At 69.2% G+C, this 14,243-nt stretch carries 10 protein-coding genes; 3 read left to right on the forward strand and 7 right to left on the reverse strand.

The features are described from left to right. Window positions 1–73 precede the first annotated feature (73 nt). The gene (locus BN159_RS02590; protein WP_041818760.1) at window positions 74–658 is read right to left on the reverse strand and encodes an SMI1/KNR4 family protein; all 585 of its coding nucleotides are present in this window, start codon (window positions 656–658) and stop codon (window positions 74–76) included. A gap of 188 nt (window positions 659–846) precedes the next feature. Here BN159_RS02590 and BN159_RS02595 point away from each other — a divergent pair, with 188 nt between their 5' ends. Beyond that, entirely contained in the window at window positions 847–3,675 is a 2,829-nt protein-coding gene (locus BN159_RS02595) for a fascin domain-containing protein (RefSeq protein WP_015655331.1), read from the forward strand. Here BN159_RS02595 and BN159_RS02600 read toward each other — a convergent pair. From BN159_RS02600 to BN159_RS02610, 3 genes are all read right to left on the reverse strand, one after another. Continuing rightward, a complete protein-coding gene (locus tag BN159_RS02600; RefSeq protein WP_015655332.1) occupies window positions 3,635–4,066 on the reverse strand; it encodes a VOC family protein in 432 nt (143 codons plus the stop codon). The two genes, BN159_RS02595 and BN159_RS02600, sit on opposite strands and share 41 nt — an antisense overlap. Continuing rightward, window positions 4,063–4,647 carry a dihydrofolate reductase family protein gene (locus tag BN159_RS02605; RefSeq protein ID WP_041820668.1) on the reverse strand — a complete coding sequence of 195 codons (585 nt, stop codon included), beginning with the start codon at window positions 4,645–4,647 and terminating at the stop codon, window positions 4,063–4,065. The genes BN159_RS02600 and BN159_RS02605 overlap by 4 nt, the downstream gene beginning before the upstream one ends. A gap of 106 nt (window positions 4,648–4,753) precedes the next feature. Then, the gene (locus BN159_RS02610; RefSeq protein ID WP_015655334.1) at window positions 4,754–5,470 is read right to left on the reverse strand and encodes an SDR family NAD(P)-dependent oxidoreductase; all 717 of its coding nucleotides are present in this window, start codon (window positions 5,468–5,470) and stop codon (window positions 4,754–4,756) included. Between the two features lie 63 nt (window positions 5,471–5,533). Here BN159_RS02610 and BN159_RS02615 point away from each other — a divergent pair, with 63 nt between their 5' ends. Next, window positions 5,534–6,067 carry a MarR family winged helix-turn-helix transcriptional regulator gene (locus BN159_RS02615; protein ID WP_015655335.1) on the forward strand — a complete coding sequence of 178 codons (534 nt, stop codon included), beginning with the start codon at window positions 5,534–5,536 and terminating at the stop codon, window positions 6,065–6,067. Window position 6,068: 1 nt separating this feature from the next. On the opposite strand, the gene BN159_RS02620 is transcribed toward BN159_RS02615, so the two are convergent. From BN159_RS02620 to BN159_RS02630, 3 genes are all read right to left on the reverse strand, one after another. Further along, a complete protein-coding gene (locus tag BN159_RS02620) occupies window positions 6,069–8,210 on the reverse strand; it encodes a ThuA domain-containing protein (RefSeq protein ID WP_015655336.1) in 2,142 nt (713 codons plus the stop codon). Between the two features lie 26 nt (window positions 8,211–8,236). Next, window positions 8,237–11,086, reverse strand: coding sequence for a carbohydrate-binding protein (locus tag BN159_RS02625; RefSeq protein WP_015655337.1), 2,850 nt, complete (start codon window positions 11,084–11,086; stop codon window positions 8,237–8,239). 134 nt (window positions 11,087–11,220) lie between these two features. Next, on the reverse strand, window positions 11,221–12,393 hold the full coding sequence (locus BN159_RS02630; protein WP_041820670.1) for an ROK family transcriptional regulator: 1,173 nt from the start codon (window positions 12,391–12,393) through the stop codon (window positions 11,221–11,223). Window positions 12,394–12,846: 453 nt separating this feature from the next. On the opposite strand from BN159_RS02630, the gene BN159_RS02635 reads away from it, so the two are divergent. Continuing rightward, the gene (locus BN159_RS02635) at window positions 12,847–14,151 is read left to right on the forward strand and encodes an MFS transporter (RefSeq protein ID WP_015655339.1); all 1,305 of its coding nucleotides are present in this window, start codon (window positions 12,847–12,849) and stop codon (window positions 14,149–14,151) included. Window positions 14,152–14,243: the final 92 nt, after the last annotated feature.

Consider the following 14,243-nt stretch of genomic DNA (forward strand, 5'->3'; position numbering starts at 1 on the left):
TGACGTCACGTGAGGGTCAAGTCATCTTGTACGTCACGGTCCCCCGCTGATGAAACGGCCTCGTCGAGCGGCCTCAGTAGATCTCCCAGTCCAGCTCGTCCTCGTCCACCGCGAGAGGTGCATAGCCGTCCAGCGGTTCGCCGGTCTCCAAGGACGTGGCCGTTGACTCCAGGAGGGCCGGGAGGGATGCCCACATCGGGTGCGGTGAGAAGGAGCATCCCGTTTCGTGATCGGCGTTGCCGATCCTTCCGCGGCGGCGGGACGGGCGCTGGTCGATGACGAGGTAGTCCCCTGCGCCGTCGAAAGCGAACGGGATCCACTGGGCATGCCACCACGGTCCGTGGTCCGCTTCCGGGTCGCGTTCCTTCGCCCTGGGCAGCTCGTCTGCGTAGATCTTCATGCGCAACTGCCATGACTTGGCGATGTCCTGCGCGGAGAGCAGGGACCAGAAGGGCGGCAGCAGGTCGTAGTGGCCCATGCCGTTATGCCGCAACAGCGACTCCACCAGGGGTTCGGGAAGCGGCTGTCCGACGACTTGTTCGGCCGCGGCGATCGCCGAACGCTCTGCCGGGGGTTCAAGAGCGCGCATCGTGCGCGGCGCGTATTGCGCGAGCCATGACTCGATACGGTTCCACGACTCGGATATCGATGACGTCATCCAGGGATGATGCCAATCGGGGCGCCGTCAGGCCGCCCGCTGCGGAGCTGGTGGTGGATCGGAGCGAGGCCGCCCGCCCTCGCCCTCCCGCTTCCATGGTTTATCAAGACCATTGACAAACCCATACCGCCCGACTTACCTGTTCCGTACATGCCAAACACCTGTCCACTCGCCAAGAGAGAGTGATCATGGTGCACAGACTCCTGCGGCTGCTTTGCCTGCCGGTGCTCATCGCGGGACTGCTCGCCGGCGGGGCCACCGCCCCCGCCTCCGCCTTACCCACCGACGCCGCCTTCGACGAAGCCGCCGGGGCGCTGGCCGTCGACCGCGCGGCGTATCTGTCCAGGCATGACATCGTCTACAACCGGCCCAACACGGATCCCTTGCACGGTCTGACCGTGGGCAACGGCCGTACCGGCGCGATGGTCTGGCAGCAGAACGGCCTGACCATGCAGACCTCCGGCGTCGATCTGTCCGAGCAGTCGGCGTACGCCGCCGGACTGGTGAATCTCCGGACCAGTCCGGCCATGGACAGCGGCTACTCCACCTACCAGCAGCGGCTGTCGCTGTACGACGGCACGCTGGTGACCAAGTACGACAACAACCGCACCGTCACGGTCATGGGGTCGCCCGACTCCGAGGTGATGGGCATCCATGTGGACGACAGCCGCAGCGGTGTCTCCAGTGTCTCCCTGGACCTCAGCATGTGGGATCCGGCGACGGTCACCAACACCGCCGACGTCCCCGACCTCACCACCTGGAAGACCGTCTCCACCTTCGCCGACGCCAACACGGCCGGGCTCAGCCGGGGCCAGGCGGACCCGCACGGCTTCGGTTACACGCTGGCCGCCACCGTCGAGGGCGCGGCCTTCTCCACCCGGGTCGTCGACTCGCGCACGGTACGGCTGACCATCACCCCGACCTCCGGCTACACCGTCTGGTTCACCGCCGCGAGCCGCGTCAACGCCCCGAACCGTGACTCGGTCGCCCAGGCCCGCACCCAGCTCGGCCAGGTCAAGTCCACTGGATACGCGAGCACGTTGAGCAAGTACAAGGACTTCTGGCACGCGTTCTGGGCCAAGTCGTTCGTGCAGTACTCGGGCCTGGGCGGGGACGCCGACTATCTGGAGAACGTCTACTACCTGTCCACCTACATGATCGCGGCGGGCGGTTACGGCAGCTACCCGGCGCACTTCATCAACGGGGTCTTCCGCGCCACCCAGGACAACACGAAATGGAGCAACGCCTATTGGTACTGGAACCAGCGCGACGTCTACCTGTCGTTCCTGGCCTCCAACCACACCGACCTGATCGACCGGCACAACAACCTCTACCACCGCAACTACGCCGCGCTGAAGTCGTACACCCAGAGCCGCTACGGCGTGGACGGGCTGTGGGTGCCGGAGACCATGGGCTGGGACGGCAACGCCCGTGGCACGGTGGGCAGCGACTACACCAAGAACATCCTGTCCACCGGCTACGAGGCCGCGTACAGCATGTACATGCGCTATCGCTACACCCATGACTCCGCCTATCTGCGGGACGTGGCCTACCCGTTCATGCGGGAGACGGCGAAGTTCTACTCGGCGATGCTCACCCGCGACCCGGCCACCGGCCAGTACCACATGGCCAACTCCCACTCGCACGAGACCTATTGGAACGTCCAGGACGCGATCACCGACCTCGCGGCCGTCCGCAGCATGTTCCCCCTCGCCATCCAGGCGAGCGAGGAGCTCGGGGTCGACGCCGGACTGCGCTCGACCTGGCGGACGGTGCTCGACAACCTCACGCCGTACGTGGTGCAGAACGGCGCCTGGCAGCCGCATCAGCCACCCCTCTCCCAGACCCGCAACAACGAGAACGTCTCGGCCGAACTGATCTGGCCGTACGAGGTCACCGGAATCGGTCAGCCTGATCATCAGACGGCCGTCAACACCTGGAACCAACGGCCCTTCCCCTACGGCAACGTGTGGTCCAACGACGCCGTGCAGGCGGCCCGGCTCGGCCTCGGTGACCAGGCCTATCAGGGCATGAAGACGATGCTCCAGAAGTACCAGAACCACCCCAACGGCATGACCAACAACACCAACGGGGTCTTCGAGTACTTGGGTGTGCATCTGACGGCGCTCAATGAGTCGTTGATGCAGAGCTACAACGGGAAGATCCGCGTCTTCCCCGGGGTGCCGGGTGACTCGTCCTTCATCGGCAAGTTCACGCTGCTGGCCAAGGACGGCTTTCAGATCAGCTCCGAACGAGAGGCCGGGGAGATCAAGTACGTAGGCGTGAAGAGCCTGCACGGCAAGCAGGCCACCGTGGTCAATCCGTGGAGCGGGCAGCAGACTCGGGTCCGCCGGGCGGCGGACGGGGCGGTCGTCGCCAGCGGCTCCGGCGCCGAGCTGTCCTTCGCCACCGCCGCGGGCAGTGTGTACGTCGTCGAGCGCACCGCCACGCCGCTGAGCTCGTACGCCAGAACTCAGCTGACCGGCACCGCCAACCAGGGCGCCAAGTCCCTGAGCGGCACCGCCTCCACGCTGGGACTGCCGGCCGGGCCCGCTCCCTCCGGCGCGATCAGCCTGCGTGCCGTGGCCAATGACAAGTACGTGGCCGCCGACAACGCCGGGGCGGGCCCGCTCATCGCCAAGAACCTGGCCGTGGGCTCCTGGGAGACCTTCGACCGGGTGGACCTCGGCGGTGGGAACATCGCTCTGAAGTCGCGGGTCAACAGCAAGTTCGTCGCGGCCGAGGACGCGGGCGCCGCGCCTCTGATCGCCAACCGCGACGTGATCGGGCCGTGGGAGACGTTCCAGCTGATCCAGAACCCGGATGGCACGGTCAGTCTGAAGGCCCAGGCGAACGGCAGATACGTCTGCGCGGAGAACGCGGGCGCCGCACCTCTGATCGCCAACCGGGACGCGATCGGACCGTGGGAGAAGTTCCACCTGGCACCGGCATCGCTTCAGCTCCCGAGCTCGGTGGTCACGCCGGATCGCCGCCTCGGGCGAAGTCTGCCGCGGTGATGCCGTCGGGATGTCCGGACGGCCACTCCACCAACTCGATCCGGTAGCCGTCCGGGTCCGTGAGCCATGAGGTCTTCGGGCCGCGCGGGCCGCCCGGATACTGAAGGGGTTCGGGCCTCAGGCCGGCTTCGGTCAGCCTCTCCAGGGTGGACGCCAGCGCTTCCACCTGGATCGCGAGGTGGTCGAAACCGCTGCCCACGTCGACTGGTCCGTCGCCGGGGCGATGGACCAGTTCGAGCGAGGCCGCCGGTTCGCCGGGGAACGCGAGGAGTACGAGGCTAGCCCCGTCGCCGACCTCGACCCTGCCCAGTTCGGCGTAGCCCAGCGCGGTGTAGAAACCGAGCGAGCGGTCCAGGTCGGTCACGCGGTAGGAGACGAAGAGGGTCTTCACGCGGACTCCTCGGGTCGGCGCACCCGGTAGCGGAGATGCGTCACGTCTCGATCTTCGAGCCGTCGGACGAGGTCGAGTTCGATGTGATCGCTGCCCAGGTGGTCGAACAGCCGTCGACCGGTCCCGAGGAGCACCGGGATCAGGTGGATCTCCATCTCGTCCAGCTGTCCGGCTCGGAGCAGTGCCTGGGCCGCCCCCGCTCCATGGACCATGACCGGCCGGTCTCCCGCGGCTGCGCGAGCTTGACGGGCGCAGTCCTCGACATCGGTGACGAAGCGTGCGTGGCCGGGTGGCACGTCCCCGTCGTCGACCTGGTGGGTGAGTACGAAGATCGGCACGCCGTCGTGGTGATCGCCCTGCCAGCGCCCGGCGAGTTCGAAGGTCCGGCGGCCGGAGATCACCGCGCCGGTTGCCAGCGCTTCGCGGTAGACCTGACCGCTCGGTCCGTCGGACTCCCGGTCGTCGAGCCAGTTGAAGAGCCGTCCACCGTCGCGTCCGAGCTCCTGCCCCGGCCGATCGTCCGGGCCGGCGATACAGCCGTCGAGGGACATCGACATGTACAGCCGAATCGGATTGCTCATCATGTTCATCCTGGGCCTCCGTCTCTCCTCCATGAAAGAAGACTTCAGGCAACCGACGAACTCATCGACCCGACCCGCCGACCTGCTGCCGGGCTCATGGGAGGCGCTACCGCGTGGTGAAGGCGCCTCCGTTGACGTGGATGGTCTGTCCGGTGATGTGCCGGGCGCCCGGGGAAGCGAGGAAGCAGGCGGTCTGGGCGATGTCGTCGACCGTCCCCGGTCGCTTGTCGTGTGTCTCCTCCACCAACGCACGGTGGCGTTCGTCGCTCATCTGACCGCGGAAGAAGTTGGTGCCCGCGATGTACCCCGCGGAGATGACGTTGCAGGTTGCGCCTCTGGGAGCAAGTTCGGCGGACAGTGAGGCGTTCCATGCGGCCAGCGCGGCCTTGGCTGCGCCGTACGAGCCGCCACGGCGCTCGGCGCCGATCGATCCGATGCTGATGACGGAGCTGTCGCCGGTGAGCCTGTCCTGGATCGCGGCCGTGGTCAGTACCGCGCTGAGCAGGTTCTGCGCCAGACTGGCGTGCCACTGGGCGAGCAGCGCCTCCAGCGGCGCTCGGTCGGGTGACGCGGTCTCGGGCAGGCCGCCGGCGGCGTTGACCAGGACGTCCAGTTCCCCGAGGCGGGCGGCGAGCGATGCGACCTGCCCTGGGTCGGTCGCGTCACAGACGACGCCATGCACCCCCAGCTCCTTGGCGGTCACCTCGACGGAGTCGGCGTGACGTCCGGTGATGAAGACCTCTGCCCGGTCGGCGGCGAACTGCTGGGCGATGGCACGGCCGATGCCGCTGGTTCCTCCGGTGACGACCACAGTGCGAGGCATGGTTCCTCCTACCCACGGCTATATTTAGACCTAAACATAGCCGGATCGGCAAGGGAACACAGCGTGGTCGAAGATGTCGCAGCACAGGAAGCGGTACCCGCTCATTCCGCCACCGAGATCGCCGCCGCCTGGCGACGGGAGCGACCGGGCACCCCGACGGAATCCATCGAGATCGTCACCCCCATCTGGTGGCTGGCCAAGCTCTTCACCGACGACCGCGGCCGGGCTCTGCGAGAGGCGGGCATCGACGCGGCCACCCTCGACCTGCTCTCCGTCATCCGACGCTCCGGCCCGCCCTACACCCTCAGCACCCGCGAGATCGCCCGGCGGACGCTGGTCACCGCCGGAGCGATCTCGCAACGCGTCGCCCGAGCCGAACGCGACGGTCTCGTCGTACGAACACCGGCGGGCACCGGCCGCCGAACCGTCCTGGTGGAACTCACGGCCGAAGGCCATGCGCTCATCGAGCGATCGGTGGATGCCGTGCTCGGCCGGGAAGCCGCGCTCGTCAGCTGCCTGTCGGACCCCGAACGCACCGCGCTCATCGCCCTGTTGGACAAGCTGTTGGCCGATGTCCGACGACGCAGTCTCACGTAGCTCAGCCGCCCACCCAGGTGAACCTCCCCACCCACAAGGCCGTTCGGTCCAGGTAGGCCGTCTCCGCGTCCGTTCCGGTACGGCCGTAGGCGCCGTTGTACGTCTCGTAGCCGTGGCCGGACGGTGGTGTGCTGTCGGCGGGCTCGATCACGCTGCCCTCGTGCCATTCGTTGAAGGACGTCACCGACACCCATGTCGGCGAGCCGCCGATCTGCGGGTCCAGGGCGTTGCTCCACTGCCTGTCGTACGCCGCTCCGTTGTCGCGGGCCAGCGTCGGGGTGGTGTTGCCGGGCACGGCGCGGTCGTCGTTGTAGCCGGGGGCCACCGACGGGGCCCAGATCAGGCCGTGTGCCTTCGCGTAGTCCCCGGCCTGCTTCCAGCCCGGCGCGGTGGCTCCGGCGATGCCGTCGTAGGTGTACATCCCGGAGAAGTGGGCGATCTTGGTGGTGTCCGTGGTCTGCGCCAGGACGATGCTGTTGCCCGTGACCTGGTCCAGCGGCGACCAGTCGGTGATCCGCAGGCTTTCGAAGACGTAGAAGGCGTTCTTGTTGCCGTGCGCGGCGTCCCGGTAGAAGGCGGGATGCGAACCGTAGGTGGTGTTCAGGTAGTTGATGTCGGCGACCGTCGAGGCCGCCGTGCGGTTCGCGTAAGGCTCCAGGTGCCACGCCACCTTCACACCCTGCGCCGCCGCGGCGTCGAGTACCCCGCGCACCAGTCGGTCCTCGTAGGAGTCACGCCCCCACCAGCTGTAGACGATCACGCCCGCTCCTGACCGCTTCACCCACTCCATGTGGCGGGCCACCGCGGTCGTGAAGTCACCGGAGTCGTAGGGGCCCAGGGCGGGGTAGAGGTTCGCGCCGATGTCCTCGGGCGGTGTGCGGCCGCCCTGTTGCCAGTGGCGCCAACTGCCCAGCACGGCGGGGCTGCCGTACCAGGGGTAGTAGAAGAGGTGGACGTCGGAGGCGAGTGCCCGTGGTGTGGTGCCGTAGGCCACCGTGAAGGTGTCCACGTCGAACAGGGCGCCCGCGCCGCCCCGGAACGTCAGATACAGCGGGCCCGTCCCGGCGTTCACGTCGGTGGAGACCGTCGTGAAGGTCTCCCAGCCGCCCGTGACCGGCACGGTGACCGAGCCCAGGACCGGTCCCGTGGCGGAGCCCGAACGGATGTCGATCGCGCCGCCCGCGCCGGCCGAGGAGACACGGGCGCTGAAGCGCGCCGCCCCGGCGGTCGGCACCGTGGCGTAGCCCGCCCAGTCACCGTTGTCGATGTAGCCCAGGGTCTGCCCGCCGCTCGCCGGGGCATGGCCCGCGATCTGTACACCCGATCCGGAGGAGTACGCCTCGCCCTCCACGGTCCGGGTCGTGCTGCTCGACGTCGAGCAGTTCGCGGGCGCCACTCCGGAGGCGTAGCGCAACCCGCCCAGCAGCAGGGCGCGGAAGGCCGGGTCCGCGTACGACTCGGCGGTGTGGCCGAGTCCGGTGTAGAAGGAGCGGCCTGAGCCTTGGGCGTGGCACCAGGTGATGGGGTGGTCGCCCATCTCCCCGCCGGAGTACGAGCTTTCGTCGAGGCTCTGGAGCACGTGCACCGAAGAGCGGGGGTTGGCCTGGTAGTTGTACCACTCGTCCGTGCGGGTCCAGCTCTCGCCGAGGTGGGCGGTCGCCGGGTGGCCGCGGTCCTCGGTGAGGAGCCTGGCCTGCTGAATGGCGGGGTGGCTCTTGAAGCGGGCGCCGACGAGGTCGCCGTAGTAGCCCCAGCCGTACTCCGTGTCGGCGGCGGCGTGGACGCCGACGAAGCCGCGGCCCGCGTCGATGTGCGCCTGGAGCGCGTTCTGTTGGACGTCGTTGAGTACGTCGCCCGTCGTGTTGAGGAAGACGACCGCCTCGTAGCCGGTCAGGTTGGCCGGGGTGAACGCGGCGGGGTCCTCGGTGGCGGTGACCGAGAAGTCGTTCGCCGAGCCGAGGGACCGCAGTGCGTCGATGCCGGCCGGGATGGAGTCGTGCCGGAAGCCGGTGGTGCGGGAGAAGACGAGCACGTCGTACGCGGCATCGGCCTTTTCGGGCTGCGCGATGGCGCCCGAGGGCAGCAGTGCGGCGGCGAGCGCCAGCACGGCGGCGGCCGCGGTGCGGCGTAGGGATCTGAACATGTCCTGGCTCCTTTCTGGGCGGCCGGTCAGCGGCTCAGCGTGAAGGTGTCGACGTCGAAGAGGGATCCGCTGCCCCCGGTGAACGTCAGATACAGCGGCCCGGAACCGGCGTTCAGCCGGGTCCCGACCGTCGTGAACGTCTCCCAGCCGCCCGTCGTCGGCACGGCGACCGAGCCGAGGACCGGGCCGGTCGCCGAACCGGAGCGGATCGTCAGGGTGCCGCCGGGGCCGGCCGACGACACCTCGGCGCTGAAGCTCACGGCTCCCTCGGTGGGGACGTCGGCGTAGCCCGCCCAGTCGCCGTTGTCGATGTAGCCGAGGGTCTGGCCGCCGCTGGCCGGTGGGTGGGCGGCGGGCTGCACGCCGGAGCCGGAGGTGTACGCCTCGCCTTCGACGGTCCGGTTCATGGGCGTGGCGGAGGTGAGCGTGAAGGCGTCGACGTCGAAGAGGTTGCCCTGGCCGGTCGGGCCGCGGAACACCAGGTACAGCTCGGTCGTGCCCGACGGTGCGCCGCTGAGCTGGGCGGTGACGTCGGTGAACGTCTCCCAGCCGCCGGTCACGGGCACGGTGGCCCGGCCCAGCAGGGTGCCTGTCGGGGTGCCCGCGCGTACCTCGATGGTGCCGCCCGCGCCGCCGGAGGCCACGCGCGCGGTGATCCCGGTCGCCTTGGCGAGGGCGTACGGCTTGAAGGCGATCCAGTCGCCGTCATCGGTGAATCCGACGGTCCGGCCGCCCTCGGCGGGGGCGTGGGAGGCGAGTTGGATGCCGGACTGGGTGGTGAAGTGCTCGGCCTGGCGGTGGCGTGGCTGGAGGATGTGCTTGCTGTGGCCGGTCAGGCCGCCCGCGTCGGTGTAGGTGGCGTCCAGGACGCCGTAGAGGTTGGCGGCCGCGTCGTGTTCGCCGTCCGGCGGGATGGTGATCGATCCGGTGCAGCCGTTGGTGCTGGTGATCTGGTGTTCGTGGCTGTCGTGGCCGAGGAGATAGGTGAGCGTGACCTTGGCGCAGTCCACCTGGCCGTCCTCGGGGTCGATCGCCTCGATGGTGAACGGCAGGGTGTCGCCGAAGGCGAAGAGGGCGCCGTCGTCAGGGGTGCGCAGGGTCACGGTCGGCGCGGTGTTGCCGACGGTCACGACGAGGCTCGCGGTGCCGGTGAGCCCTTGCGGGTCGCGGACGGTGAGCGTGGGCCGGTAGGTGCCGTTGGCCGGGTACGTGTGGGAGGGGTTGGCGGCCGTGGAAGTCGTGCCATCGCCGAAGTCCCAGGAGTAGGTGAGCGCGCCGCCCTCCGGGTCGGAGCTGCCGGCGGAGGAGAACCGGACGGCCAGCGGGGCCGGTCCGGAGGTCTTGTCGGCCGCCGCCTGGGCCACCGGGTTGCGGTTTGCGCCGCCCACGTACTCGATGCGGTAGAGGGCCTGGTTGCCGCCGCCGGTGCCGTAGTCGAGCACGTACAGCGCCCCGTCCGGGCCGAAGTCGCTGTCCATGACCTGGGTGCCGGTCCAGGGGAAGTCCTCGATGGTGCCCGGGGATCCGTCGGCGTTCACGGTGACCGCCTTGATCCACTTACGGCCGTACTCGGTGGCGAAGTAGCGGCCGTCCAGGGACTGTGGGAACTTGACCGGGGAGTTGAGGCCCGCGTCGTAGCGGTAGACCTCGCCGCCCATGGGTGACTCGGAGCCGCCGCCGAACTCCGGCGGGGAGCTGGCGTCACCGCCGTAACGGATCCAACTGGGCTTCGCGGCGGGCAGCTTGGCGAGTCCGGTGTTGCGGAAGGAGTTGTTCGCCGGGCCACCGCCGCAGTCGTACTTGGCGCCCGACGGGCCGCTGGGGAAGGTGTACTCGTTGTAGGTCTCGGTGGTGGTGTTGGTTCCCGTGCAGTACGGCCAGCCGTAGTTGCCCGGGCCGGTGATGCGGTCGAACTCGACCTGGCCGCTGGGGCCGCGGCTGCTGGACGTGGTGCCCGCGTCCGGGCCGTAGTCGCCGAGGTAGACCGTGCCGGTGGGTTTGTCGACGGACATCCGGAACGGGTTGCGGAAGCCCATCGCGTAGATCTCGGGGCGGGTGTTCGCGGTGCCGGGCGCGAAGAGGTTGCCGGACGGAACGGTGTAGCCGCCGGCCGCGGTGGGCTTGATCCGCAGGAGCTTGCCGCGCAGGTCGTTGGTGTTGGCGGAGGAGCGCTGGGCGTCGAACTGGGGGTTTCTGTCGGTGCGTTCGTCGATCGGGGCGTAGCCGCTGGATTCGAAGGGGTTGGTGTCGTCCCCGGTGGTCAGGTAGAGGTTGCCGTCCTTGTCGAAGTCGATGTCACCGCCGACGTGACAGCACTGTCCGCGGTCGTTGGCGACCTCCAGGGTGACCTTCTCGCCGGCCAGGTCGAGGGTGCCGTCGGTCCTGAGCGTGAAGCGGGAGAGGTTGAGATGGCCCGTCCAGCGCTCGAAGTCGGCGGCGCTGCCGGTCGTCGGGGCGTCACCCGCGGGTGTGCTGAGCTTGGGCGAGTAGTACACCCACACGTACCGGTTGGTGGCGAAGCCGGGGTCGGCGGCGATGCCCTGGAGCCCTTCCTCGTCATGGGTGTAGACGTCGAGCTTTCCCGCCACCTTGGTGTTCCCGGCGGCGTCGGTGAGACGGATCGTGCCGTCCCGGGCGGTGTGCAGTACGGAGCGGTCCGGGAGCACCGTCAGCGACATCGGCTCGCCCAGCTCGTCGGGGCCGGTGGCGAGTTGGACCTGCTGGTAGTCGCCGGGCGGGATCGCCGCGGCGCCCGGTTCCGGGGCCGGGGCGGCCGTGGCCGGTCCGGTGGCGGCGGTGGCACCGCCGAGCAGCAAGGCGAGCGCGCAGGCGTAGGGGCGTACGACGTGCAGCAGGGCGTGCAGGCGTGGGGGCATGGAGCTTCCTCCTGACGCGGGTGTGGGAGGTCAGGTGCAGGGCTCAGCAAATCGACATGGCCATGTCAATTGATTGCGAGGCGGAGTTCGCTTCTTGCAATCTGTCGACGCCTTCTTGATTTGTCAAGTGCGCGTCAAAACTCCGTTACCGTCGGCCGCCCGGACAGCAACAGGTTCTGCGGTTGCGCCGACAGGGCCTGGTCCAGCACGAGGGAAGCCGCTCCGATCGCGGCCACGTTCTCGCCGAGCGTCGTGGTCAGCACCGCCGTCGCATGCGTCGCCTTGACGAACGGCGACCTCGCGACCATCGGCTCGATCGTGAGCAGCAGCCGCTCCCCCAGCAGGTGCCACGCCGGACCGCCGAAGACGACGGTGTCGACATCCAGCAGGGTGGCCGCCGCACAGACGCCCCGGCCGATACGGACGGCCAGGCGGTCGATGATGCCCGCCGCCTGCGACTCCCCCGCGGCGGCGAGCGACGCCAGCTCTTCCAGACCGGGCTGCGCATCAGCCGGGTCCAGCACCGTGAACTCGGCGCCGAGCACGCCCAGCGCGATGCCCTCGTCGACGAGCGCGCGGATCGAGCAGGCGGCGCCCAGGCCGCCGACCTCGCCCGCGTTGCCCGATACGCCGCGCAGCACGGTGTCGTCGACCACGAGGCCCATTCCCGAGCCGGTGCCGAGGTAGAAGAAGAGCAGGTTGCGGCTGTCGGCGCCGGCGCCCGCCCAGCGTTCCGCCACCACCGCCGCGGTGACGTCCTTGTCGAGGAGCGCGGAGAAGCCCGTCGCCTCGCTCAGCCGGTCGCGCAGCGGGTAGCGGCCCCAGCCGGGCATCTCGGGCGGGTCCACGACCCAGCCCGCCGCCGCGTCGATCGGGCCCGGCGCGGCGATGCCCAGCCCCAGGACCCTGGTGTCGTCGATGCCCGACTCCGCGACCAGAGCGGACACCGAGTCGGCCATGTCGACGGCGATCTCATCCGTGTCGCCGCCGCTCGGGGTCCGGCGGCTGCGCTCGCCGACGACCCTGCCGAGCAGGTCGACCAGGACGCAGGTGATGACCGCCGGGTCGAGGTGGATGCCTACGGCGTAGCGGGCGGTCGGAACGATCTCCAGGAGCGTCCGGGGCTTTCCGCTGCCGGTGTTCAGCTTGCCGGACTCCCGCACTGTGCCCTGGTCCAGCAGCCGGCGGGTGATGTTCGTGACGGTCTGCGCGGACAGGCCGGTGGCCTGGGCGAGCTCCACCCGGCTCAGTCCCGCGGAGTGGCGGCGGATGGCATCCAGGATCACGGACTCGTTGAAGTCGCCCATCCGCGGCAGGTTGGTGCCGCGCCGGATCGACGGCCTGGCGCTTCGCTCGGGCTTACTGGTCAACGCGCCTCCCCTGATCTCGCCCAACGGGTCGGATGGCAGCGCGAGTTGAGCCGGATACCGGCGAACGTACGAACCGGCGCACAGATTTGTCAATACGTTGGATAAACACGCGCGACCCGACACAGTCGCCCACCTGCCCGGCCCCCTTAATTGCCTTTCGTGCCCTGCCGAGCGAGGGCTACTGTTCGCGCAGCCAGAGACCCAAGAGGAGCCCAGACATGCCCGGTCGTCCGAGCACGCGTTGACGGTTTGAGGCCGCGAGCGGCCCGTCATCGCGTGCTGCCCTTGATGCGCGGCACAGCGAGCCTTCCCTTCTGCCTGCCCTGATACGGCCGGCGCGTCTGACGTGCGCCGGTCGGCAGGTCTCGTCTCCGCTCATCCGAGGTCCCTGTGCCGTCGTCGTCCTCCGCCGCGTCCGATTCCGTTCGTCCTGCTCCGTCAAGCCTGTGGCGGGACAGCGACTTCCGCCGTATCTGGGTGGGCCAGACGGCCTCCCAACTGGGCGAACACACAACCCTGGTGGTACTTCCGCTCTTCGCCGTTCTCACGCTCAATGCCGACGCCGGCCAGTTGGGGGCCCTGCGCGCGGTGGGGCAGGCGCCGATCCTGCTGCTGTCGCTCTTCGTCGGGGCGTGGGTGGACAGGTGCCGGACCCGCACGGTGATGGTGCTGACGGATGCCGGACGGGCCCTGGCCCTGGGCGCGCTCGCGGTGGCCGGCCTCCTCAGCGGGCTCGGCCTTTCGGCGCTGTATGCCGTTGCCTTCGTCGTCGGGGCTCTGTCCGTGTTCTTCGACATGGCATATCAGGCGTCCTTGGTGCGGCTGGTGAATCGCAATCAGCTGGTGCAGGGCAACAGTGCGCTCGAGGGCAGTCGGTCCGCCGCGCAGATCGGCGGTCCCGCCCTCGGCGGCACGTTGGTGTCCGTGCTGTCGGCGCCTATCGCGGTCGCCTCCAGCGCGCTGCTGTTCACGCTGTCGTTCCTGTCGATCAGGGGGATGGGCCGCCGCGAAGCCCTCCCGGAGAACCCACAGGACTCGCAACGCCCACCGCGGATCTGGCGACGAATCCATGAGGGCCTCCGCTTCGTCGCCCGCGACACCTCGCTGCGCACCGTGTGCCTCGCCTCAGCCGCCTTCAACCTCTCCTTCGCCGCCGTGATGACGGTCTATCTGCTGTTCCTGCCACGGGATTTACATCTGTCGGGCACCGCCGTAGGGCTGGCGCTGGCGGCGACGGGGCCGGGCGCGCTCCTTGGCTCCCTGCTGGCCGCCCGTCTGCCGAGCCGCTTCGGATACGGCGCGGTGCTCGTGTCCGCAGCAGCTCTCGGCGACGCTGTGTTCCTGTGCGTGCCCGCACTGCACGGCTCCTCCGCGTTGACGGTGCCCGCGCTGATCGGGGTCAACTTCGTCTTCGGCACCTTCAGCCAGCTGGTGAACGTCACCGTCATGGCTGTGCGCCAGGCCGTGACTCCGGACGGGATGCAAGGCCGCGTAGCCGCGACGATCAACTTCGTCGGCATGGGCCTGACCCCGCTCGGCTCACTGCTCGGCGGCGTCCTCGCGGAGTCGTGGGGGACGCGTACGAGTCTCCTCGTCACGGCAGCGGGCATGGTGCTGTCGCCGACCCTGATGGCGCTGTCTCCACTGGCCCGGTTGGGACGGACTCTTCCGGCCACTCCGGAGACGTCCCCTTGAGAGTGGGGTGCCGCCCTCTGCCCCTCTGGTGAATTGCCCGCGAAATTGGCTACGTTGCCGCCACACCCGACGACGGCCAAAGGGAGCGCCGG

Source organism: Streptomyces davaonensis JCM 4913 (genome assembly GCF_000349325.1).
Classification (GTDB): Bacteria; Actinomycetota; Actinomycetes; order Streptomycetales; family Streptomycetaceae; genus Streptomyces; species Streptomyces davaonensis.

Excerpts from the sequence above, each read along its gene's own strand:
- BN159_RS02630 (WP_041820670.1), bottom strand. The coding sequence starts at position 12,393 with ATGGGCGACTTCAACGAGTCCGTGATCCTGGATGCCATCCGCCGCCAC.
- BN159_RS02625 (WP_015655337.1), bottom strand. The coding sequence starts at position 11,086 with ATGCCCCCACGCCTGCACGCCCTGCTGCACGTCGTACGCCCCTACGCC.
- BN159_RS02610 (WP_015655334.1), bottom strand. The coding sequence starts at position 5,470 with ATGCCTCGCACTGTGGTCGTCACCGGAGGAACCAGCGGCATCGGCCGT.
- BN159_RS02620 (WP_015655336.1), bottom strand. The coding sequence starts at position 8,210 with ATGTTCAGATCCCTACGCCGCACCGCGGCCGCCGCCGTGCTGGCGCTC.
- BN159_RS02595 (WP_015655331.1), top strand. The coding sequence starts at position 847 with ATGGTGCACAGACTCCTGCGGCTGCTTTGCCTGCCGGTGCTCATCGCG.
- BN159_RS02590 (WP_041818760.1), bottom strand. The coding sequence starts at position 658 with ATGACGTCATCGATATCCGAGTCGTGGAACCGTATCGAGTCATGGCTC.
- BN159_RS02605 (WP_041820668.1), bottom strand. The coding sequence starts at position 4,647 with ATGAGCAATCCGATTCGGCTGTACATGTCGATGTCCCTCGACGGCTGT.